Annotated in this window: 21 protein-coding genes; 14 read left to right on the top strand and 7 right to left on the bottom strand. The window is 61.6% G+C overall.

Translation table 11 applies throughout. The features are described 5' to 3' along the window. The first annotated feature begins 135 nt into the window (after positions 1 to 135). Both N2600_RS13360 and N2600_RS13355 read left to right on the top strand, forming a co-directional pair. Positions 136 to 1,656, top strand: a complete 1,521-nt coding sequence (locus tag N2600_RS13360) for an FAD-dependent monooxygenase (protein WP_260108944.1) — start codon at positions 136 to 138, stop codon at positions 1,654 to 1,656. 201 nt (positions 1,657 to 1,857) lie between these two features. After that, the gene (locus tag N2600_RS13355) at positions 1,858 to 2,439 is read left to right on the top strand and encodes a dienelactone hydrolase family protein (RefSeq protein WP_260108943.1); all 582 of its coding nucleotides are present in this window, start codon (positions 1,858 to 1,860) and stop codon (positions 2,437 to 2,439) included. 25 nt (positions 2,440 to 2,464) lie between these two features. Here the strand turns inward: N2600_RS13355 and N2600_RS13350 are convergent, their stop codons facing one another. Both N2600_RS13350 and N2600_RS13345 read right to left on the bottom strand, forming a co-directional pair. Continuing rightward, positions 2,465 to 2,839, bottom strand: coding sequence for a VOC family protein (locus tag N2600_RS13350; protein WP_222291277.1), 375 nt, complete (start codon positions 2,837 to 2,839; stop codon positions 2,465 to 2,467). A gap of 7 nt (positions 2,840 to 2,846) precedes the next feature. Further along, positions 2,847 to 3,023 carry a hypothetical protein gene (locus N2600_RS13345; RefSeq protein ID WP_018485750.1) on the bottom strand — a complete coding sequence of 59 codons (177 nt, stop codon included), beginning with the start codon at positions 3,021 to 3,023 and terminating at the stop codon, positions 2,847 to 2,849. 256 nt (positions 3,024 to 3,279) lie between these two features. Between N2600_RS13345 and N2600_RS13340 the strand changes: the two genes are divergently transcribed. Both N2600_RS13340 and N2600_RS13335 read left to right on the top strand, forming a co-directional pair. Next, complete coding sequence (locus N2600_RS13340; RefSeq protein ID WP_260108942.1) at positions 3,280 to 4,260, top strand: SDR family oxidoreductase; 981 nt, start codon at positions 3,280 to 3,282, stop codon at positions 4,258 to 4,260. 262 nt (positions 4,261 to 4,522) lie between these two features. Then, a complete protein-coding gene (locus N2600_RS13335) occupies positions 4,523 to 5,575 on the top strand; it encodes a helix-turn-helix domain-containing protein (RefSeq protein ID WP_260296481.1) in 1,053 nt (350 codons plus the stop codon). Positions 5,576 to 5,604: 29 nt separating this feature from the next. On the opposite strand, the gene N2600_RS13330 is transcribed toward N2600_RS13335, so the two are convergent. Next, complete coding sequence (locus N2600_RS13330; RefSeq protein ID WP_170276638.1) at positions 5,605 to 6,015, bottom strand: DUF4260 domain-containing protein; 411 nt, start codon at positions 6,013 to 6,015, stop codon at positions 5,605 to 5,607. A gap of 547 nt (positions 6,016 to 6,562) precedes the next feature. Between N2600_RS13330 and N2600_RS13325 the strand changes: the two genes are divergently transcribed. The 7 genes from N2600_RS13325 (at position 6,563) to N2600_RS13295 (ending at position 15,803) form a co-directional block, all read left to right on the top strand. Continuing rightward, positions 6,563 to 7,693, top strand: a complete 1,131-nt coding sequence (locus N2600_RS13325; protein WP_260296480.1) for an efflux RND transporter periplasmic adaptor subunit — start codon at positions 6,563 to 6,565, stop codon at positions 7,691 to 7,693. Next, entirely contained in the window at positions 7,690 to 8,391 is a 702-nt protein-coding gene (locus tag N2600_RS13320) for an ABC transporter ATP-binding protein (RefSeq protein WP_260296479.1), read from the top strand. Before N2600_RS13325 ends, N2600_RS13320 begins: the two co-directional genes overlap by 4 nt. Next, on the top strand, positions 8,391 to 9,530 hold the full coding sequence (locus N2600_RS13315; protein WP_222291265.1) for an ABC transporter permease: 1,140 nt from the start codon (positions 8,391 to 8,393) through the stop codon (positions 9,528 to 9,530). Before N2600_RS13320 ends, N2600_RS13315 begins: the two co-directional genes overlap by 1 nt. 4 nt (positions 9,531 to 9,534) lie before the next feature. Then, positions 9,535 to 10,752, top strand: coding sequence for an ABC transporter permease (locus N2600_RS13310; protein ID WP_260296478.1), 1,218 nt, complete (start codon positions 9,535 to 9,537; stop codon positions 10,750 to 10,752). Between the two features lie 138 nt (positions 10,753 to 10,890). Next, a complete protein-coding gene (locus N2600_RS13305; RefSeq protein ID WP_260296477.1) occupies positions 10,891 to 11,862 on the top strand; it encodes a DMT family transporter in 972 nt (323 codons plus the stop codon). A 523-nt stretch (positions 11,863 to 12,385) separates the two neighbouring features. After that, positions 12,386 to 13,873, top strand: coding sequence for a right-handed parallel beta-helix repeat-containing protein (locus N2600_RS13300; protein ID WP_260296475.1), 1,488 nt, complete (start codon positions 12,386 to 12,388; stop codon positions 13,871 to 13,873). Between the two features lie 436 nt (positions 13,874 to 14,309). Continuing rightward, positions 14,310 to 15,803 (top strand): right-handed parallel beta-helix repeat-containing protein, encoded by a 1,494-nt coding sequence (locus N2600_RS13295; RefSeq protein WP_260296474.1) that lies wholly within the window; start codon positions 14,310 to 14,312, stop codon positions 15,801 to 15,803. Positions 15,804 to 15,870: 67 nt separating this feature from the next. Here the strand turns inward: N2600_RS13295 and N2600_RS13290 are convergent, their stop codons facing one another. From N2600_RS13290 to N2600_RS13280, 3 genes are all read right to left on the bottom strand, one after another. Then, positions 15,871 to 16,152 carry a hypothetical protein gene (locus N2600_RS13290; protein WP_026154210.1) on the bottom strand — a complete coding sequence of 94 codons (282 nt, stop codon included), beginning with the start codon at positions 16,150 to 16,152 and terminating at the stop codon, positions 15,871 to 15,873. 183 nt (positions 16,153 to 16,335) lie between these two features. After that, positions 16,336 to 16,980, bottom strand: coding sequence for an NrsF family protein (locus N2600_RS13285; protein ID WP_222384099.1), 645 nt, complete (start codon positions 16,978 to 16,980; stop codon positions 16,336 to 16,338). Beyond that, complete coding sequence (locus tag N2600_RS13280; RefSeq protein ID WP_170276519.1) at positions 16,977 to 17,525, bottom strand: sigma-70 family RNA polymerase sigma factor; 549 nt, start codon at positions 17,523 to 17,525, stop codon at positions 16,977 to 16,979. Before N2600_RS13280 ends, N2600_RS13285 begins: the two co-directional genes overlap by 4 nt. Before the next feature lie 232 nt (positions 17,526 to 17,757). On the opposite strand from N2600_RS13280, the gene N2600_RS13275 reads away from it, so the two are divergent. The 3 genes from N2600_RS13275 (at position 17,758) to N2600_RS13265 (ending at position 19,727) form a co-directional block, all read left to right on the top strand. Then, on the top strand, positions 17,758 to 18,027 hold the full coding sequence (locus N2600_RS13275; protein WP_017964840.1) for a pentapeptide MXKDX repeat protein: 270 nt from the start codon (positions 17,758 to 17,760) through the stop codon (positions 18,025 to 18,027). 84 nt (positions 18,028 to 18,111) lie between these two features. Then, positions 18,112 to 18,954, top strand: coding sequence for a cytochrome b/b6 domain-containing protein (locus N2600_RS13270; protein ID WP_170280803.1), 843 nt, complete (start codon positions 18,112 to 18,114; stop codon positions 18,952 to 18,954). Beyond that, the gene (locus N2600_RS13265) at positions 18,951 to 19,727 is read left to right on the top strand and encodes a molybdopterin-binding protein (RefSeq protein WP_260296473.1); all 777 of its coding nucleotides are present in this window, start codon (positions 18,951 to 18,953) and stop codon (positions 19,725 to 19,727) included. Before N2600_RS13270 ends, N2600_RS13265 begins: the two co-directional genes overlap by 4 nt. An 84-nt stretch (positions 19,728 to 19,811) precedes the next feature. Here the strand turns inward: N2600_RS13265 and N2600_RS13260 are convergent, their stop codons facing one another. Beyond that, the gene (locus N2600_RS13260; protein ID WP_260296472.1) at positions 19,812 to 20,588 is read right to left on the bottom strand and encodes a dioxygenase family protein; all 777 of its coding nucleotides are present in this window, start codon (positions 20,586 to 20,588) and stop codon (positions 19,812 to 19,814) included. Positions 20,589 to 20,612: the final 24 nt, after the last annotated feature.

Below are 20,612 nucleotides of genomic sequence, written 5' to 3'. Positions count from 1 at the left end.
CGAAAGCTCTGTTCCTTGCCTCGTGCATGAGTTCTCCACGACGAACACGGACGCTGCTCAAGCGTCCCACTGTTCGTCCGTGTGGTTCTCGAAACGACGAACTGCTCCGGTCGAACGACCATAAAGGAGTAGTTCATGCCCGATTTTCTCATGATTCATGACGTTGTGATTGCTGGTGCCGGCCCTGTCGGTCTATTTCTCGCCTGCGAACTGCGGTTGGCCGGCCTCTCGGTGTTGGTGCTGGAGCAGGCCGAGGACCCGCATTCGCCGTTGAAACGGCTGCCGTTCGGCATGCGCGGCCTTTCCGCGCCGACCATCGAAGCCTTCTACCGTCGCGGGTTGCTGGATGACATCTTGGCGCCGCAGCGCGAAAAAGATCAATCGACTTCAGCGCATTGGATGCAACAGCCGCGCCGCCCGGGCGGCCATTTCGCCGGCATTCAGTTCTTCCACGACACCATCGACACCTCGAAGTGGCCCTATCGTCTGCCAGGTCCGGCCGGCACCAGCATGGCGGTCGAGATGGAGCGCCTTGAATCCATCCTGGCCGCGCGCGCAAGCGCGATGGGCGTGGAGATCCGGCGCGGGCTCGGTGTCGACGGTTTCGACCAGTCGGATGAAGGCGTGACCGTTCGCGGCGGTGGTGAGAGCTTTCGCGGACGGTGGCTCATCGGCTGTGACGGCGGGCGCAGCACCGTGCGCAGGGCAGGTGGCTTTGAATTCGTTGGCACCGATCCCGAGTTCACCGGCTATTCCGTTCTACTCGAGATGGCCGATCCGGAGAAACTCGCCCCGGGCCGCCATTACACGCCGACGGGGATGTATACCTACCAAAAGCCCGGCACGATCGCGATGGTCGATTTCGATGGCGGCGCGTTTCACCGAACGCAGCCGATCACGCCGGAGCATGTGCAGCAGGTGTTGCGGCATATCTCCGGCACCGATGTCACGCTGACGGGCCTCGATCTTGCCACCACCTGGACGGATCGCGCCTATCAGGCGACGGCTTACCGCAAGGGCAGGGTGCTGCTTGCGGGCGACTCCGCGCACATCCATTCCCCCTTGGGCGGCCAAGGCCTGAATCTCGGGCTCGGCGACGCGATGAATCTTGGATGGAAGCTTGCAGCGACGATCCGCGGCGATGCGCCGGAGGGCCTGCTCGACAGCTACTTCTGCGAACGGCATCCAGTTGGAGCCCAGGTTCTCGACTGGTCGCGCGCCCAGGTCGCGCTGATGCGGCCAAGCCGGAGTTCGCGCGCGCTCGAAGCCATCATCCGCGATCTGATCGACACGCGCGACGGCGCGACATACTTCGCCGAGCGCGTCTGGGGTGTGTCTCTCCGCTACGATCTCGGCGGCAGTCACCCGCTGGTCGGCCGCAGCGCTCCGGACTCCGAGCTGGCCGACGGAACGAAGCTCGGCGATCATCTCAGGGAGGGCAAGGGCCTGCTTTTGGACTTTGACGCCGGCGCACCGCTGCAAGCGCTGGCAGGCCGCTGGAATGGGATCACCTATGTTGCAGGCGATGCGAGGGATCGGATGGGGCTGAGCGCGCTGCTCGTGCGCCCCGACGGCTTTGTGGCGTGGGCTGGTGAGGCTGTGCCTGACATTGAGGAAGCCGCGCAGGCCGCATCGCGGTGGTTCGGCAAAGCCTGAAACTATGAATGGGGCAATCGATGTACAGGTCTCGGAAAGCTTCTTCAGCCTTATCAGTCCGGTAGAGCGTCACGGAGATTTCCCGTTATCGGTTTTCGGCGGGTTTGCAGACGTTGCTTCGCAAGTATCCGCACTCTTCCCGGCAAGGCTGCGACGCTGTAGAGTGGCGATGCGCCCGACCGTCCCGCCCGGAGGCTCCTCATGGCTGAGATCCTGTTGTTCCATCACGCACAGGGGCTGACTCCGGGTGTGCGCTCGTTTGCCGACGATATCAGGGCAGCCGGTCACATCGTGCACGCGCCCGATCTGTATGACGGGCGCACCTTCCCGAGCATCGAAGCGGGGATCGCCTATATCGGCGAGATCGGATTCGACGCCATGCGGGAGCGCGGCGTGCGCCTCGCCGACGAATTGCCTGCCGGGCTCGTCTATGCCGGGTTCTCCTTCGGTGTGCTGCCGGCGCAGAAGCTGGCGCAGACACGGCCCGGCGCCCGCGCAGCTCTGCTCTTTTATTCCTGCCTACCGATCAGCGGCGAGTGGGCCTTCGGGCCCTGGCCGGGCGGTGTCGCGGTGCAGATTCACGGCATGGACAACGACCCGATTTTCGTCGGCGAGGGCGACATCGATGCCGCCCGCGAGATCGTGGAGAAAGTCGAGGACGCGGAGCTTTTCCTGTACCCCGGTGATCAGCATTACTTCGCGGACAGTTCGCTGCCGTCCTATGATGCGGATGCAACCGCGCTGCTCACGCTCCGCGTGCTCGAATTCCTAAATCGTGTCTGATACAGACATTCCGGCCCGGATAGGACTATTCGGACGCCACGCAGAAATTGTTGCCTTCGGGATCATTCAAGACCGTGTAGCCATCCGCTTCCCGGACGAAGGTCGCTCCGAGGGATAAAAGCCGCTCTACCTCCCTGGCCCGATCGGGGGTGGCAATATCGAGATGAAGTCGGTTGCGGGCGGGACGTTCCCCGTGGCGAAGGTGAAAGCAAAGGCGGGTTCCGGGACCTTCGACCATCACGGTCGGGTCAGTCTCGGGTGTCAATCCGAGAGCGGCCAGGCGGGCCAGTTCTTCGTCGTCATATGGCATCACCTCGTAGCCATCGAGCGCCTCCGCCCAGAACCGGGCGACGCGCGAGGGAATGTCGCAATCAATGACGATTTCTTTCAGCCTTGCCATGGACCCTTCAAGAATTGTTGGGCCGGCGACGGCAAACGCGTTCAACGAGAGCGCCACCGATGGCCGGCAGCAATGCGAAAAGCATGAGCTGCGGTGTCTCCGTCAGCGCCAACAGGCTAGACATGAGGAAGGCGACCAATAATCCTGCCAGCACCCCGGCTGCGTAGGGCAGATAATCCTTCAAGAAAGCCTCCGTCTTGTGCCGATCTCAAACAGAAGGGGCATTATTGGCTTGAGATAGAGATCTTTGCGGTATCGGCAATGGCTGGTTGCGGCCGAACCTCACGTCGTCCGATCGGCGGCGTATCTCAACGTTGGTGGGGACAGGTCGGCCAATCGACGTGACGCGGTGCGCGTGCTTTTGCGGGAGACGACCAATTTCTTTCGCGCTATGAAGACTGACCGCATATCCCGTCACATCCGACACCGAGGTCCTTCATATGGCTTTGAGAATTCTTTTCGTTGGCGGTACCGGCCAGATTTCATATCCATGCGTCGAGCGCGCTGTGGCTCAGGGCCACCATGTCAGCGTCTATAACCGCAGCTTAAGAGGCGACCCATTGCCTGCGGGGGTTACCGCGATTGTCGGCGACCTGGCGGCACCGGCCTATGCCGACTTGGCCAAGGCCAATTACGACGTCGTGTGCCAGTTCATTGCCTTTACACCCGATCAGATCGCGCGTGACGTCGATGTGTTTGCCGGGCACTGCGGCCAGTACATATTCATCTCTTCGGCCTCGGTCTATGAAAAGCCGCCGCGCCACTATGTGATTACCGAGCAGACACCGGCGATCAACCCCTACTGGCGCTATAGCCAGGACAAGATTGCCTGCGAGACGCTGCTCAAGAATTCCGAGAAGCTCGCCTGGACCATCGTCCGTCCCAGTCACACCGTTCGCACGGGTCTGCCCATCATGATGGGCGACAGCGATGTCATGGCGAGACGCATGCTGGATGGCGAGCCCACCATCGTGGCGGGCGATGGCCACACGCCCTGGACACTGACCCGCTCGGTTGACTTCGCAGTGCCCTTTGTCGGGCTTTTCGGCGAGCAGGCGGCGTTGAACGAGATCTTCCACATCACCTCGGACCGCGCCCACATTTGGAATGATATTCAAAAGACGATCGCCAGATTGTTAGGCGTCGAGGCCAGGATCGTCCATGTACCGACCGACACTTTGATCAAGTACAATCCGGAATGGATTGGTCCGTTGCTCGGTGACAAGGCATGGTCGGCGATCTTTGACAATTCAAAGGTCAAAAGCGTGGCAGGCGACTTCACCTGCGCCGAAAGCCTTGATGAAATTCTGGCGGAGCCGATCATGCATCTCAAGCAGCGCCTGGCCAAGAACCGGCCGCCAAAGGGCGATCTCGATGCTTTGGTCGATCGGATTTGCGCTGCGCAAAGCGCTCTCGGCTAGCAGGTCCTCGTAGAGCAACTTTCCGAAAGACCCGGCGCAGACGGTCCTGCCCGCGCTGATCACCCGGACTTGCGATGTTGCCGATCTCGACAGCCTGTCGGATTGGCTGGAAGACAATCATACCGACCTGATCGGCGATTGAGACTTGTGGCTGGCGACCCGAGGGCCGGTGAGGGTGGCACGGCATGCCGTTCACAAAAAATCCCTGCCTAAAAAGCGTCCTAAAACATGATGGAGGTCGCGCCGGGTGAGGATCTCGGCAATGATGGCCAACTTTTTTCCACTCCGATCCTGTCAGGCCATGCTGTTCATTCCGCTTCCCTTCGTCGTTGCTCTTCTGCTGCTCATCCTCTTCGTCACCGTTCTCAGGCGCGACGAGGAGGCGCAGCCCAATCGGCCGTTTCTGGCACTGATCCTGCTTGCCGTGCTGCAATCCGTCCTCTCCGGACTGCGCTGGGGCTACGGGGTGCAGGCGGTGAGCGTGATCGCGCCGGTCACCGCGGCGATGGTGCCGCCGCTTGCCTATGCCGGGGTTTTCAGTCTGGTGAGGACGAGCCGGCGGTCGCTGCCGGCGCGGATTGCGCTGCATGCCGTGCCCGCTGCCGTCATCCTCTTGTTGATGGTGGTCTGGCGGGATGTGATCGATCTCGCGCTGGTGCTTGTTTTCGTCGGCTATGCCCTGGCGATCCTGCTTCTGATGCGGCCGGGCGCGGATGCGCTTCGGCTTGCGCCCTTCGAGGGAGCGGTGCCGGCCTATCGGGCCATCATCTTCGCGGCGGCGGCCCTGTGCCTGTCGGCCTCGGTCGATATCTTCGTCTTTTTCGATTTCACATGGGCACATGGCGAGCATGCGCTGACGCTGATCAGCCTCAGCAATCTCGCCGTTCTCGTCATCCTTGGCAGCGCGGCAGCCTCCGCCAGCCGAAGCCAGGCGCCCGCCGAGATGGCGGAGGCGGCGCTGAAGCCTGAAACGGCCGAGGATAAGGAGACGATCGCCACGGTCGATGCGCTGATGGAGGCACAGAGGCTCTATCGCGACGCCAATCTCAATCTCGACCGGCTTGCCCGTAAGGCCGGAATTCCCGCCCGCCAGATCTCGGCGGCGATCAACCGGGCGATGGACAAGAACGTGTCACAATATGTCAATGACTACAGGATCGGCGAGGCCTGCCGGCTGCTTGCCGTGACTCAGAAATCGGTGACCGAAGTGATGTTCGAGGTCGGCTTCCAGACCAAATCCAACTTCAACCGCGAATTCCGCCGCGTCACGGATATGACGCCGGTTGCCTGGCGGGAGAAGAAGGCAGAGCGGTGAGGGGCAGGCCCGACGGGCTTTGGTCCTCGTCAGGTTCGCTTGCCTATAACGCCCAGATGGGTGTGGCTAAAGGCGGATGCGTATTTCAATCCATAGCCCAGGCTTCGGTCAAAACCGGCATGAGCCGCCAGAATGAGGGCAACCTGCCAGAGCAGGTCGATGCCCAGCAGCCAGCTCGCGCCGGCGAGCAGTATTGCCGAGATGTAGCTGTGAACCATATTGTAGACGATTGCTCCCAGCCGGGCATTGAGAGCATAGGCTGCGAAGCTGAGATCCGGCGTGAAGAACAGAATGGCATAGAACCAGGGGTTGCCGCCGGAGACGAAATAGGCCGTTGTCGCGGCGGCCATGATCGCGAAACCCTCGAACCGCAGCACCTCACGCACGCCGCCGGTCACCGATCCTGCCGAAGGAGAAATGATGTTCGCTGCCTGGTTCATCGGTCCTGTTCCTTCATGACAATTGTCGCCGCGCTGCCCGCGACCTGATGCGGGATTTCCTAGCACGAACATTGCGGGTACCAAATTCGCGATCGATGAATAAGCGTTATACATATTTGTATCTTTGGATCGTAGGTACTGACGTTTTCGAATGCCGAAATCCCATTCGTCTGGATGGTCATTGCCGTACAATTCCGCAATTATGAACGACGTGCCGTGCCGGCCTTGCGCCGGGGGGTAGATAGGAGGTCGCTGCCACACATATCTTCTCACGGCGGGGGGAGGCGCTGGCAGGCGAATGAAGGGGTGAGCAGTGGAACTGCGAATGCTCGGAGCGTAAGCGAAGGGCAATGAAGGGCGTGCCGTGTGGCCCGTCCATCCGACCTCCACCGACAGGGAGGCCCGACCCGTCCCACGGACTCCCGGAGAAGAAGCGAGCAAGCCTCAGCCTGCGACAATTGCCGCCACCGCGTACACAATCGCGATCGAGGACTGTCAGAAACGCGTTCGAGGTCGCGGTTTTGCTGCCGTTGGTCATTCTCGCGGCATGAACACGACATCAGAACATGATCGAGACCTTGCCGCCAAGCTGAGATCACTTTCGATCGAGCCTGCGCCCTTCAAGACAGAGCCGCCGGAGCCCCGTGTCCGGCGGCGTGTGATCCCCGGAGCGATGCTGGCCTTTGCCGCGACGGCATCGCTGGCTGTGGCGTTTGTCCATCGGCCCGATACGCTGGAGCGCATGCTTGCGGGTCTCATAGACAAGGACGAGGCCGCAATATCCGTCGATGGAACCGCCGCGCCCGCCGCCGGTCCGATCCGGGCTCTGACCTCCAATAACCCAGCGGACAGGGCATTGCCGTCCCGGGAAGTCACCGGCTCCGGCTACGTCGTGGCACCTGACATCGCGACTGTCTTCTCCAAATATGAGGGCCGGATCGTTGCCGTCGAAGTCGATGCGGGCGACAGGGTCCCAACGGGCCAGGTGCTGGTGCGGCTCGATGACGCCGGTGCCCGCTTTGCGCTTCAAAGCGCCGAGATCGCCCGGCAATCGGCGGAGCTGGCGCTGACGGCGAAGACTATTGAATTGGCGCAGGCGCGATCTTCCCTGACGCGCACAGAGCGGCTGGCCGGGCGCGATGCGATGTCGGCGCAGACGCTGGAGGAGGCGAAGACGGCGTTCGACACCGCCGAAAATGCCGTCCTGCAGGCACGGCAGGACGTGGCCAAGGCCGATCTCGATATCGACAGGGCGCGCGAGCAGGTGGAAGCGCTGACCGTCCGGGCGCCGATATCAGGCACCGTCACGCGGCTGACCGCGCACGTCGGCGACACCGTGCTGTCGCGCGAGGACAGCGTGCGGGAGAATGAAAGCCTGCTTGCGATTGCCGACATGACCACCATGGTCATCGATGCCGATGTGGCCGAGGCGAATATCGCGTTGATGCGGCCAGGCTTGCGTGGCGAGGCGGTGCTCGACGGCTTTCCCGACCGGCCCTTTGCGGTGGAAGTATCAAAGATCGCGCCGATGATTTCGCGGGAGAAGGGGACGGTGACGCTTCGCCTGACACTCTCCTCGCCGCCGCCAGACATGCGCCCCGCCATGGCCGCGCGCATCCGCCTTGTGGTGGGTAAGACCGCGGATACCACAGACAATCAGCAAGGAGCAAAGCGATGACCGACACTCAAGAACCCTATATCGCGCTTCGCGGCGTCAGGAAGGCATTCAAGATCGGCGCGGAGACGATCCCGATCTTTTCCGGACTCGACCTTTCGATAGCACGCGGCGATTTCGTCGCCGTCATGGGCCCTTCAGGCTCGGGGAAATCGACACTGCTCAACATGCTCGGCGGCATCGATAGCCCCGACGGAGGGGAGATCAGGATCGGCCGCAGCCATATCGAGCAGATGGGCGAAGGTGCCAGAGCCGCTTGGCGGGCACACAGCATGGGCATTATCTTCCAGTTCTACAATCTGCTGCCGATGCTGAATGCGGGCGAGAATATCGAGTTGCCGCTGCTGTTGAAGCCGCTCAAGCGGAAGGAGCGGCGGGCGCGGGTCGAGACCGTCATGGATCTCGTCGGGCTTTCGGGGCGGCAGCGGCAGTTTCCATCCAGCATGTCCGGCGGGCAGCAGCAGCGCGTCGGCATCGCCCGCGCCATCGTCGGCGATCCCGACCTCTTGCTCTGCGACGAACCGACCGGCGATCTCGACCGGAAATCGGCCAACGATATCCTCGAGATGCTGGGCTTTCTCAATCGCGAGCTTCAGAAGACCATCATCATGGTCACGCATGATCCCGAGGCGGCTTCCTTCGCCCGGCGCACGCTGCATCTCAACAAGGGCGAATTCGTCGAGCAGGAAAGGTTGGCCTAATGACCTTCTTCCAGCTGATGCGCCGCAATGCCTGGCGCAAGCCGCTCAGGGCCACGCTTCTGATGTTCTCGGTCGGCGTCGCTTTCCTGATCTATGGGCTGACGGCGAGCTTCGTCAGCGGCTCGCAAGGGGCGGCCGGGGCGAGCGATACGCTGCTCGGCGTCTTCAACAGATCGGGGCGGGCGCAGCCGCTGCCGCTTGGCTATCTCAACAGGATCGCCGCCGATAGCGATGTCGCCGCCGTCGCCTATATGACGCGCATGCGGGGCTTCGTCGATGTCGAGAAGAATGTCGTGATGACGAGCGCGGTCGATCCACGATTGATCGCCGCAGCCAATGGCGACGAGCTCGGGCTGACGCCGCAACTGATATCAGCGCTAGAAGAGGGCCGTGACCGGGTGCTGGTCGGCCGGGCGCTGGCGGAGGCGCAGGGCTGGTCGGTCGGCCAGCGCATCGGGATCACCAGCCACCTGACAAGGGAAGACGGCAGCCGAAACTGGAGTTTTGAGATCGCCGGCATCTTCGAAGGGGCCGACGCTAGCACCGACACCTATTTCATGATCGCCTGCTATGATGCCGTCAATGCGGCACGCGCCCGCGGCAAGGATACAGTCGATGGCTTCGTGGTGCGACCGCGACCGGGCGTTTCATCCGGCGTGCTGGCGGCAAGGATCGACGCGCTGTTTGCCAATTCGGCGGCACCGACGCGCACTCAATCGGAAAAGCAGTTCCTCGAGGCTTTCTTGCGGCAGTTCGCCGATATCGGCCTGATCGTCAGCCTCGTCGTCGGCGCCGCCTTCGTGACCATCCTGATGATCGTGGTCAACACCATGCTCTTTGCCGTGAGGGAGCGCAGCTTCGAGATCGGCCTCATGAAGGTGCTCGGCTTTTCCAGGGGGCGGATCATTGCGTTGATCCTCGGCGAGACACTGTTCGTCTTCGCCGTCGGCGGGGCGGGCGGGCTCGTTCTCGCCAAGCTCGCGACGCTGTTCGTCGGGCCGGAATTCGGCCTCGCCTTCACTACGTCCGTGCTGCTGAAATCCGTCGCCATCATCGCCGGCCTCGGGCTCGCGACCGGGCTGCTTCCTGCCGCCAATGCCATGCGCCTGCCCATCGTCAACGCCTTCAGATCGAGATAGTCCAATGTCATCAGCGCTCAAGCAGATCTTTCTCATGATCAGAGTCAATCTCGGCAGCCTGCCGCGGCGGCTGTGGATCTCGCTGTCGATGGTGTTGTCGGTGGCCCTGGTGGTGGCGGTGCTTGCGGGTTTTCTCGCGATGGCCAGGGGCTTTGAAGCAGCCCTTTGGGGCACGGGGTCGCCAGGCATCGCCGTCATTCTCGGCGGCGGCACCAACCAGGAGACCGGCTCGGATGTGCCGGCCGAAGCGATCCGCAGCCTGACCGCCGCAATCGGCGAGATCGGCGTGGCGCGGGATGCCGCCGGCTTGGCGCCTGCCGGCGAACTGGCGCTGTCGCGCGAGATCGTCGTTCCCGTCGATGTCGTCAGAGCCAGCGACGGCGCTGAGCAGACACTGTCGCTGCGGGGCATGGATCTGGCCGGCCCCGGCTTGCGCGACCGCGCCACGCTCTCCCAAGGGCGGCTGTTTTCGCCGGGCGCGCGCGAAATCGTCGTCGGCGGCCGCATCGCCGATGAATTCTCCGGCTTCGCCGTCGGCGACAAGGTGCGACTCGGCGCAGTCGACTGGACGGTCGTCGGGCATTTCACGTCAGGCGGCAGCGCCTTCGAATCCGAGATCTGGGCGGATCTGGAGGCGGTGCAATCGGCCTTCGACCGGCAGGGACAGGTGCAGAGCCTGCGCGTACGGCTTGCGGGGGCAGGCGGATTGCCGGTGCTGCAGGAGCATATCTCCGCAATTCCCGGCGCGCCGCTCACCGCCGTCTCCGAGGCCGATCTCTATGCCGCGCAATCCGAGCGCACCGCGAGCCTCATCCGCCTGTTCGGCTGGCCGCTGGCGCTTTTGATGGCGGTCGGCGTCACCGCTGGCGCGCTGAATACGATGATGAGCTCGGTCTCCGACCGCACCGTCGAAATCTCAACGCTGCGCCTGCTCGGCTTCGGCCGCCTGTCGGCCTTTACTGCCACCTGGGTCGAGGCCGTGGCTCTCTCGGTCGTGGGGGCCGCCCTCGGCATCCTTGCCTCGTGGCTCGCCTTCAACGGCTGGCAGGCCAGCACGATGGGCGCCAACAACACCAAGATGGCCTTCCAGCTCGACGTCACCGCCGACGTCGCGCTCACCGCTGGGCTGCTGGGGCTTGCCATCGGCATTATCGGCGGAGCGTTGCCGGCGCTTGCCGCGACAAGGTTGCCGCTGACCTCGGCATTGCGGGCGAGGGGATAGAGGCTGGTTGTCTAAACCTTCCGGGCGGGTCACGTCATCGGGGCGACCGCCCTGATCGGCCCGAAGGAGACATCCGCTACAGGCGGAGCGCCGCCGCCTCATCTGTGCAGCCCGCGGAAACTATGGCATAACTAGGCCATGGCAATGAATGTCTTGGCGGTCCATCGCGACACGGTTGGGACGGACCAGGCGGCAGACAATTCGCTTGCTGCCGGCTATTCCGTGGGCATTCTCTGTTGGCTGCTGTCGGCCGGCGTCTATATCGCCGCGAAATGGGTTTCTTCGGAGATGCCGCCTTGGGCGCTCTGCTTCTGGCGCGTGCTGATCGCCTTCGCGATCCTGATGCCGATCGTGCGCCGGCATTTCGCCGACATGGTCGCGCTGGTGCGGGCTCGCGCCCTCGAACTGCTTGCGATTGGCGGCGTGGGACTGGCGATCTGCCAGGGCATGATTTTTGTCGGCCTCGAACATGCCGATGCCACCACTGCCGGCATCATCATTGCCCTGATCCCGATCATCACCATGATCCTTGCCCGCTTGATGCTGGCCGAGCCGATGGGACGCTGGCAGGTGATCGGATCGATCTTGGCCTTTCTCGGAATCGTGGTCATCATCATCAAGGGTAGTCCGGCCGCGCTGATGCGGCTCGACTTCAACCCGGGTGAACTGTGGATCGTCGCCGGCGCGTTCTGTTTCAGTCTCTATACTGTCCTGCTCCGCCGCGCGAAATTCGATATGAATCGCCTTGCGCTCCTGGTGCTGCTGCTCGGTGCGGCGGTGCTGACGGCGCTGCCCTTCTACCTGTCCGAGCTATTCTCAGACGAACGCTCGACGCTCAACGGCAGCGGGCTTATCGCGCTCGCCTATGTTGCGATCCCTGGCGGGGCGGTCATGTACTACCTCTTCAATCGTAGCATCGAGGCGCTGGGGGCGGCTCGGGCTGGCGTCCTCCTCTACATTCAGACCATCTTCATCGCTGTGCTCGCCTATCTGATCCTTGGCGAGCAGTTGCAACGCTATCACCTCGAAGGCGCGGCACTCATCATCGCCGGCTTGCTTCTCATCATCCTGCTGAAGCCGAAGATCAAGGCCGAAGCGGCTACTGCATAATTCCTTAAATCGGGATCGATTTAAGGATAAAATTATGCAGCAATTCAAAGTGCTACAGCGTCCTTTGCGCGTCTGAAAAGACGCGCGGCGCTGTAGGGCCTGAGGTCTCCCCATCGCTGCGACATGGTTGCCGCTGACCTCGGCTTTGAGGGCGAGGAGGTAGGGTTTCACCTTGGAGTGCGCCTTTCGCTTGCGCTCAGGGCGGTCGTCGCTGGCGCTCCTCCCCCTGAGCGCAAGCGAAGGCACGAATCACATGACGCGCAGACAGAAGGCGACGTACACCCCGCGCAAACACGCGGCGATTTATTCATCTCTAAGTCGCTGATTTCTCGGCCAAAGTTGTAACTTTCGTCACACCAGGCCATTGCCTGTGGAATAAGGTCCGCGAGGCGCGCATTGCCCCATTGACAACATCTTATCGCCTTTTTGCCGTGGCCGGTTGCCCCCGCCGCATGCGATCGGCCGATCCTGGGCGGTCCCGGCGGCGACATTAGCGATCCGACGAACAGGGCAACATGGCGATATGACAGTCTACTATGTGAACTCAGCGACTGGTTCCGACCGCAACGGTGGAACGGGCCAGAACTCGGCTTTTGCGACTTTGTCCAAAGTGGAATCCTTGAAACTGAAACCCGGCGACAGCGTGCTTCTTGCCAAGGGAAGCGTGTTCAACGAGCAGTTCGATATCAAATATTCCGGCAGCGAGAATGCGCCGATCAAGATCGGCAGTTACGGGACGGGCGCTGCGCCCGTCATCCACAGCAGCGGCGACGGCATCCACAGTCTCTATGCCTCGAACATCGTCATCGAGAACCTGAAGATATCGAATACAGCAGGTGCGGGCATCTATGGCGGCAGTGTCACGAACTGGACGGTCCGCGACGTCGAGATCGCCAAGACGGGATTGTCGGAAAACGCCGGTGCCGTCACCTTCCGGAGCAGCAAGAACGTCACGATCGAAGACAGCAAGATATCGGACGTCAGAGGCGACGGCTTCTGGATCGAAAAGGTCGCAGGCATCAAGCTTCTCAACAATACCGTGACCAACGCCCATGGGACGACGGCCGATGCCGTGCAGATGAACGACAGCAGCGACATTCTGATCAAGGGCAATCATCTCGACCAGACGCATGCCGATAGCCCGAAGGGCGTTATCGCTCTCGTCAGGCCGGTGAATGCCGTGGTCGAGGATAATGTGCTTACCGGCGGCGGCTTCGGCATTAGCGCGCAGGCCGGCAAGAATGTTGCCATCCGCGACAACGACATATCGGGTTTTCACGGCTACAGCTGGTCCTTTGCCGTCGGTCTCGGCGACAAGGGCGATACGAGAGACTACGATATTGCGGGCAACCACATCCATGATGGCGCCCGGGGCGTGGTCATCTCCGCTGCCGGCAGCCCGAGCTATGACCGCACGAATATCAAGGTCCACGACAATGTCTTCGACGACCTCTCACAGGCGGCGTTGAAGGTCGACAGGCCCGCATCCGGCTCCTTTTCCAACAATACCATCGAGAGCGGCGTCAAGGCCACCAGCATATCGCCTGATATCGTCGGCGCGCACACCTTCTCCGTCAGCAACAACCATACGGTCGCCAATGTCGAGACGGCGCTGGCGAGCCCGGTTGCCAAGACCGCTGCAGCGACGGAGTCGGCTGCGGGTCCGGCAGTCGTCGCTGTCCATGACAATTTGAAGATCCTGACCGATACGGGCGCTGCCCATCATGGCAATCTCCTCGAAAACGACAGCTCGGACAATGACACCCTGGTGCTTCGGCGCTTCGGGGACGAAACCGTCGGCAAGCACGGCCTGACGCTGACCGGGGAATACGGCGATATCCATGTGGACCGGGAAGGCAACTACGCCTACACGCTCGATGAAACGAAACTCCCTGACCATAGCGGACATGTAAGCGAATCCTTCACCTATGGGATCAACGATGGAAGCTCGCATCATAGCGACGGGGATACGTGGACCGTCTTCATCCACCTGGATGGCTTGCTGAGCTGAGGTGAGGGTGCCGGGAGCGGCGCTACGCCCGGAGACCTTCCTTCCGGGGAGGCGTTGCTCTCGCCACCAAATGGCTTCGCAGCGTCCCTCATCCGGCTGCCGCCGGGTGAGGGTAAGGGGCTGCAAGCGGCCTCAACCTTTCCGGCTGGCGACTGACCTGAAACAGAACGTCTACACTCCTGCGACCATACGTCGCCAAGGAGGACGATTACCGTTTATTCACCTTTCGGTCGCTTTTTGGTAGATTTTTTCCGTATAAGTTGTCATTTTTAGGATACCGCCTCCGCCAGGCGTTCTCGGGACCAAGGCAGGCCCACAGGGTCTGCCGACCGTCGTGAAGGCAACTCGAAGGCCACGGCCTTTAGCCGCGACCACATCCGATCCACGTGTCGCAGCCGATCCAGACGGCTGCGCGGCAATTCGAGAACAAGGCGATATGACGATCTATTATGTGAATCCGGCGACAGGCTCCAACGGCAACAGCGGAACGAGCGAGGACACGCCGTTTTCGTCGTTCTCGGCGGTGGAAAGCTTGAAGCTGCAGCCGGGCGACAGCGTGCTGCTTGCCGCCGGAAGCGTGTTCAATGACCAGCTCGATCTGAAATATTCCGGCACAGTGAGTGCCCCGATCACCATCGGCAGCTACGGGGTCGGCGATGCGCCAGTCATCCATAGCCCCGGCGATGGTATTCACAGCCTTTATGCATCGAACATCGTCATCGAGAATATCAAGATATCGGACACAGGCGGGGCAGCCATCTATGGCGGATATGTTTCGAACTGGACCGTGCGCAACGTCGAGGTCGATCATACCGGTTTGGCGGGCAAGTCAGGTTCCGTCACGTTCAGGACCGGCTCGAACATCACCATCGAAAACAGCACGATCAACGACGTCAACGGCGACGGCGTCTGGATCGAGAAGATCAACGGCGTCAATTTTCTCAACAACACCGTCACCAACGCTCACGGCACCGCCGCAGATGCCGTGCAGATGAACGACAGCAGCAACATCGTGATCAGCGGCAATTACCTCGACCAGACGGGTGCAGCGACGCCGAAAGGCGTCATCGCGCTCGTTCGGCCTGTCAATGTCCTAGTCGAGGACAACGCGATTATCGGTGGCGGCTTCGGGATCGGCGCACAAGCCGGCACCAAGGTCGCTATTCACGACAACGATATTTCAGGTTATGGCGGCTACAGCTGGTCCTACGCCATCGGCCTCGGCGACCAGGGCGACACGCGGGATTACGATATCTCGGGCAATTACATCCATGACGGCGTATGGGGCGTGGCGATCAGCGCTGTCGGCACCCCCACTTACGTTCGCGAAGATATCAATATCTACGGCAACGTTTTCGATGACCTGTCCTCAGCGGCGCTGAAGGTCGACAGGCCGGCATCCGGCTCGTTCCACGACAATGTCATCGCCAGCGATGTCACGCCCTCCAGCATCTCCCCCACCATCATCGCCGCGAACACTTTTCCCGTCAGCAACAACACGACGCTCGACGAGGCCCAGGCGACGATGCTTGCGAGCAGCGATAGTCTCGCGGTCGGCGATGTGACGCACACGGACACGGCGCCTGCGCTTGTCGCAACCCATGACAGCCTGAAAATCTCGTCCGATCTGGACGCCGCCCATTACGGCAATCTCCTCGAAAACGACAGCTCGGCCAACGGAACCCTGCTGCTTCGCCGCGTCGAGGGCGAATTCGTCGACAAGGACGGCGTGACGCTGATCGGCAAATACGGCACCATTCATGTCGATAGTGACGGCGATTACACCTATACGGCCGACGCGGCGAAACTCGCCGGGCTCAGCGGAGACGTGAGCGACACCTTCCACTACAAGATCTCCGATGGGACTTCGCTGCATTTTGACACGGATACGCTGAGCGTCTCCATCCATGTGAATGTCTTGCTGAGCTGATAGGGATTGCCGACAGCAAATGGCGTTGCATCATCGCGGCGGCAGTCCGCCCAGCACTTGCGAAGTCTCATTGATCGCCGAGCAGGATCCTGATGACGTCGACTTCGATTTCCGCGCAGATGATCTCGTATTCGGTGATGATTGCGGGATCGGCCGATCTATCCCGGCGCATGCGATCGAGGACGGCGCAGGCTTCGCCGTAGGCGCCGCATAATTCGTAAAAATGGGGCTGGCTCGCCGCGGCTGTTCTGATCGTCGCCCGCGTCGCAGGCAGCCTCATCATCAGCCTGGCCAGCCCCTGTTCCGCGACTTGCCGTGTGATATGGGCTACGCCTTCTTTCCTGACCATGCCGTCATTCCTCGCCGCCTGTCTTTTCCCATTCAGGGGGTACGCAAGACCCATCCCCTGAGTAGTACGCAGGAATGTTGCATCTGGTTTCATGCCGGATGAAGGATTATCGTCTCAGTGCTGGGCGTCTTCGACCGAACTCGGCATTGCGGGACAATCGGCACAGCAATCCTACCGACGGTTCTACCAGCGCAGGAGGCGAGGCCCGAGGAGCGCGCCGATTGCACCGGTCAAGAGGATGCCGAGCGAATACCAGAGGGTGACGAAGGGCAGCCCGTTTTCCGTGCAAAACCAGGAATAGACCCAGGCGCCGGATGCGCCGGCGGCGATGCCGGCGATGAAGCCTGTGATGCCGAGGTTGCTCGGCGCGCCGCCACGGAGAACCCAGGTATTTGCGATCAAGATCGGCATGGCGAAGGCAAAGATCAGCAGCGGGCAATGCAGGGCGGAGGAGCCGAGCACCAGCACGGGGTAACTTGCGGCCGGGGACAAAGCGAGCTGGATGACCGCCATGACCGCGAGAGCGAGTATGATGGCCGCGGCAATTCCGAAAAAGCGGCCTTCCGAGCCATCCGGCCGGGACAGGCGGTAAACGGCCGCGAAGGCGGCGATTGCGAGCAGGGCATTGTAGGCGGACTTGATCCAAAAGACCGGCAGCATCAGAGCCTGAGCCATATCGGTGCGAAGGCCGACGACGATAAGCATCAGCAGCAGCGAGACTGCTAAGGCCGGCAGGATGGCGAGCGCGAAGCGGCGTTCGAGCGCATGCGTCGGCACCGGCTTCAGATCCCGGACAAGGCTGTCGATCACGTCCTCAGTTTCTCTCACATTCCACCTCGCAATCTTGCCGCCAGCGCCTTGATGCCCCTGTGAACGCCGACCTTGACCGCCGATTCCGACTGTCCGGTGCGGCTTGCCGTGTCGGCCACCGACTGCCCCTCGAGCTTGACCTGCCGGATCAACTCCTGCTGGTGCTGCGGCAGGCCGTTCAACAGCCGTTCGACATCCATGCGCGCTGCAATCGCATCCTCCCTGAAGTCGTCTTCGATCTCTTCGTCCAGTTCTATTTCCGCCTTGTACCGGCCGCCATGCTTTCGGTGGTGGTCGATCAGCTTGTAGCGGGCGATCGAGAAGAACCACGCGGTGAACGGCCGCTCCCTGTCATAGGTCGCCCGGCGCGAATGCAGCGCCAGCAACGTCTCCTGCACGAGATCTTCCGTGTCGGACTTCGCGGAGGTACCGATCCGCCCGCCGTAATAACCGACGAGCAGGGTTCGCAATGTCACGAGCAGACGCCGATAGGCTATCTCGTCCCCATCGAGGGAAAGAAGCATCAGCATCTTCAGTGCTTGTTCCGAATGGGTGCTCGTCATGTCGTCTGCAATATCATTCGGGTGGATGACGTTTTGGTTACAGGCGGTTCAAAATCTTTCGGCGGCAATTCAAAGTGTACAGCGTCCTTTGCGCGTCTCCAAAAGACGCGCGGCGCTGTAGCGCTATCACATAAGCGTGAGGCTGTAACCGTCTTCGCAAGGAGATCGAATTCAGGACTGTGAGTCGTCGGCGGGTGCCGGCGGACATGTCAATCGATCCGAGGAGACCCTCATGACCAAGATCCTTTCCAGCCTTGCCGCCTGCAGCTTCGTTATCGGCCTGTCGCTTGCCGGCGCCGCCAGCGCCCAGAGCAGCGATGCCATGAAGAAAGACAGCATGAAGACCGATGCGATGTCGAAGGACGCCATGTCCAAGGATGCAATGTCGAAGGACGCAATGGCGACCGGCAGCACCAAGGCCGACTGCATGCACAATGCCGGCATGGAGAAGGACATGATGAAGAAGGACACGATGATGAAGGCCTGCGACGCGATGAAGTAGGTTTAGCCGCGGCCGCTGAAACTTTATCGTCGGCGGCCGCGTCTTCTTTTGTCAGGCCTTTCATGTCGATTTGGAGGAACTATAATGGCCACGACCGATGCCGGCACGGCGAGCGGATCTACGCTCTTCTACCGCCATGGCCTGCTGGTGCGCCTGTCGCATTGGGTGAACGTGCTGTGCATGACGGTGCTGCTGTTCAGCGGCCTGCAGATATTCAATGCCCACCCGGCGCTCTATTGGGGGCAGTACGGCGCTGATGACGATCCATCCTTCATTTCCATGGAGGCGGAGCAGGAAGGCGATGCGCTGAAGGGGGTGACGCGCGTGGGTGGATTGAGCTTCGACACGACGGGCGTTCTCGGGGTTTCGAACGTCGACGGCGAGGCTGCAGTGCGCGGTTTTCCGAACTGGCTGACCTTGCCGAGCTATCAGGATCTGGCATCGGGCCGGCGCTGGCATTTCTTCTTTGCCTGGCTGTTCGTCATCAACGGCTTCATCTATCTTGCCTACGGTTTTGTCAGCCGGCATTTCCGACGCGATCTGCTGCCGGCGGTCGAAGAGCTGAAGCCTTCGCATCTCGGCCATGAGATCGTCAGTCATGCCCGGCTGCGCTTTCCCAAGGGGGCCGAGGCACGCCATTATAATACGCTGCAGAAATTCGCCTATGTCGCCGTGATCTTCGTGCTGCTGCCACTGATGATCGGGACAGGCCTTACCATGTCGCCGGGCTTCAATGCGGTCGCGCCCTGGCTGCTCGATCTGTTCGGCGGCCGGCAATCGGCCCGCACTCTGCATTTCCTGACCGCTTTCTCGCTCGTCGCCTTCGTCGCCGTGCATGTGGCGATGGTGCTGGTTTCCGGCGTGTTCAACAATCTGCGCTCGATGGTCACCGGTTATTATGACATCGGGCAGGGAGGAAAGTCATGAGCCGCATCATCACCAGACGTCGCTTCCTGATCGGCGCGACGATGACGGCATCTGCGCTGGGGCTCGCCGGCTGCGATGCCCTCGTCGAGAGCGATCGGACGAAATCCGTGCTCAAGATCGCCGAAGGCTTCAGCATGAAGACGCAACGCTTCCTGCTCGGCGACGACGCGCTCGCCCGCGAATTCACCGAAGCCGACATCTCGCCGACCTTCCGCGCCAACGGCACGAGCATGCCGGATAATGCCCGGTATATCGACTGGATGAACCAGCGGTTTTCGAGCTGGAAGCTCGAGGTCGGCGGGCTGGTCGACAAGCCGATGCAATTGTCGCTGGCGGAGCTGAAAGCCCTGCCGTCCCGCACGCAGATCACCAGGCATGACTGCGTCGAGGGCTGGAGCGCGATCGGCAAATGGACCGGCGTGCCGCTCGGCGCGCTGCTGCAGGCGGCGGGCCTGAAACCCGAAGCCCGCTACATCGTCTTCCACTGCGCCGACGAATACGAAAAGACGCTCGACGGCAGCGGCTGGTATTACGAAAGCATCGATCTCGTCGATGCTTTCCACCCTCAAACGATCCTTGCCCACAGCATGAACGGCCGCGATCTCGAAGTCGCCCACGGCGCTCCGCTCCGGCTCCGGGTCGAGCGTCAGCTCGGCTACAAGCAGGCAAAATACCTGACCGGCATCGAAGCCGTCGCCGATCTCGGCCAGCTCTACGGCGGCAATGGCGGCTTCTGGGAGGATCGCGGTTATGAGTGGTATGCGGGCATATAGTCCCCGACCGACATGCCGACCTTGACGCCTTCCGCATGTCGGGTTCCACCGCCGAAGAGGTAATCGTGGTCGAGGGTGCGGAGCTCAGGCAGAGAGACCGATCGTGATGGTGGCGGACAGCACGCCGCTGTCGAGCTTCTCGAAATCGAAGATGTGGTCGGCGGCATCCTCCGGGATGAGGCCGTCTTCGTCGTTGCGCGTATCGCGGGCAGGGCGCCCGAGATAGTCCGGATGCTCGCGATAGATGATGTCGCTCAGCACATCGTCGAAATAGATCTGGCCGACAAGAAGCTCCTTGCCTTCGACAAGGATGCGGCAATGAACGTGCGGCGTGCGGCCCTTGTACCATCCGGGATAGGCCGTCAAAAAGCTTGCCTGCCCCTTGGCATCCGTCAGCTGGCGGCCGCGGAAGGCGAGCCCGCTGATCGCCTCGGCATCGCCGAAAGTGCACATCTCCGCAGCCTCGCGGCCGGAATAGATGCCGCGATGATCGGTATGCCAGATTTCGATATCGGCATTTTCGATCGGCCGGCAATCGGCGGCATGAACGATGCGGACGGCGAGCCGCAAAGGCAGCCCGGTCTTTCCTTCCGAGACGTCCTGTCGGGCCGGGACATTGTTGACATGGCAGGGGCCAAGGGTCTGGGCGACGGTGACGACGCAATTCGGACGGCTACGGAAGAGCGGCTCGGGCAGCTTTTCCAAGGTAACCGATTTCGTGCCGCCGCTTACGAAATCGGTTCCCCTCCAGTCGAATGTCCTGGCGGCAACAGTGATATGCCGCCGTGGCCAGATCGCCGCCGCAGCCACGGATGATGCGACAATGGCCGCACCGCCAAGCACAAGGGTCCGCCTTTTCATCTGTCTTCCTTTGCCTCAAGACGC

The sequence above is a fragment of the Rhizobium sp. WSM1274 genome, assembly GCF_025200775.1.
Classification (GTDB): Bacteria; Pseudomonadota; Alphaproteobacteria; order Rhizobiales; family Rhizobiaceae; genus Rhizobium; species Rhizobium leguminosarum_I.
This window is presented reverse-complemented; position numbering and strand designations above follow the sequence as displayed.

Coding starts and splice junctions, on each gene's coding strand:
- N2600_RS13360 (WP_260108944.1), top strand. CDS start 136: ATGCCCGATTTTCTCATGATTCATGACGTTGTGATTGCTGGTGCCGGC.
- N2600_RS13355 (WP_260108943.1), top strand. CDS start 1,858: ATGGCTGAGATCCTGTTGTTCCATCACGCACAGGGGCTGACTCCGGGT.
- N2600_RS13350 (WP_222291277.1), bottom strand. CDS start 2,839: ATGGCAAGGCTGAAAGAAATCGTCATTGATTGCGACATTCCCTCGCGC.
- N2600_RS13340 (WP_260108942.1), top strand. CDS start 3,280: ATGGCTTTGAGAATTCTTTTCGTTGGCGGTACCGGCCAGATTTCATAT.
- N2600_RS13335 (WP_260296481.1), top strand. CDS start 4,523: ATGATGGCCAACTTTTTTCCACTCCGATCCTGTCAGGCCATGCTGTTC.
- N2600_RS13330 (WP_170276638.1), bottom strand. CDS start 6,015: ATGAACCAGGCAGCGAACATCATTTCTCCTTCGGCAGGATCGGTGACC.
- N2600_RS13325 (WP_260296480.1), top strand. CDS start 6,563: ATGAACACGACATCAGAACATGATCGAGACCTTGCCGCCAAGCTGAGA.
- N2600_RS13320 (WP_260296479.1), top strand. CDS start 7,690: ATGACCGACACTCAAGAACCCTATATCGCGCTTCGCGGCGTCAGGAAG.
- N2600_RS13315 (WP_222291265.1), top strand. CDS start 8,391: ATGACCTTCTTCCAGCTGATGCGCCGCAATGCCTGGCGCAAGCCGCTC.
- N2600_RS13310 (WP_260296478.1), top strand. CDS start 9,535: ATGTCATCAGCGCTCAAGCAGATCTTTCTCATGATCAGAGTCAATCTC.
- N2600_RS13305 (WP_260296477.1), top strand. CDS start 10,891: ATGGCAATGAATGTCTTGGCGGTCCATCGCGACACGGTTGGGACGGAC.
- N2600_RS13300 (WP_260296475.1), top strand. CDS start 12,386: ATGACAGTCTACTATGTGAACTCAGCGACTGGTTCCGACCGCAACGGT.
- N2600_RS13295 (WP_260296474.1), top strand. CDS start 14,310: ATGACGATCTATTATGTGAATCCGGCGACAGGCTCCAACGGCAACAGC.
- N2600_RS13290 (WP_026154210.1), bottom strand. CDS start 16,152: ATGGTCAGGAAAGAAGGCGTAGCCCATATCACACGGCAAGTCGCGGAA.
- N2600_RS13280 (WP_170276519.1), bottom strand. CDS start 17,525: ATGACGAGCACCCATTCGGAACAAGCACTGAAGATGCTGATGCTTCTT.
- N2600_RS13275 (WP_017964840.1), top strand. CDS start 17,758: ATGACCAAGATCCTTTCCAGCCTTGCCGCCTGCAGCTTCGTTATCGGC.
- N2600_RS13270 (WP_170280803.1), top strand. CDS start 18,112: ATGGCCACGACCGATGCCGGCACGGCGAGCGGATCTACGCTCTTCTAC.
- N2600_RS13265 (WP_260296473.1), top strand. CDS start 18,951: ATGAGCCGCATCATCACCAGACGTCGCTTCCTGATCGGCGCGACGATG.
- N2600_RS13260 (WP_260296472.1), bottom strand. CDS start 20,588: ATGAAAAGGCGGACCCTTGTGCTTGGCGGTGCGGCCATTGTCGCATCA.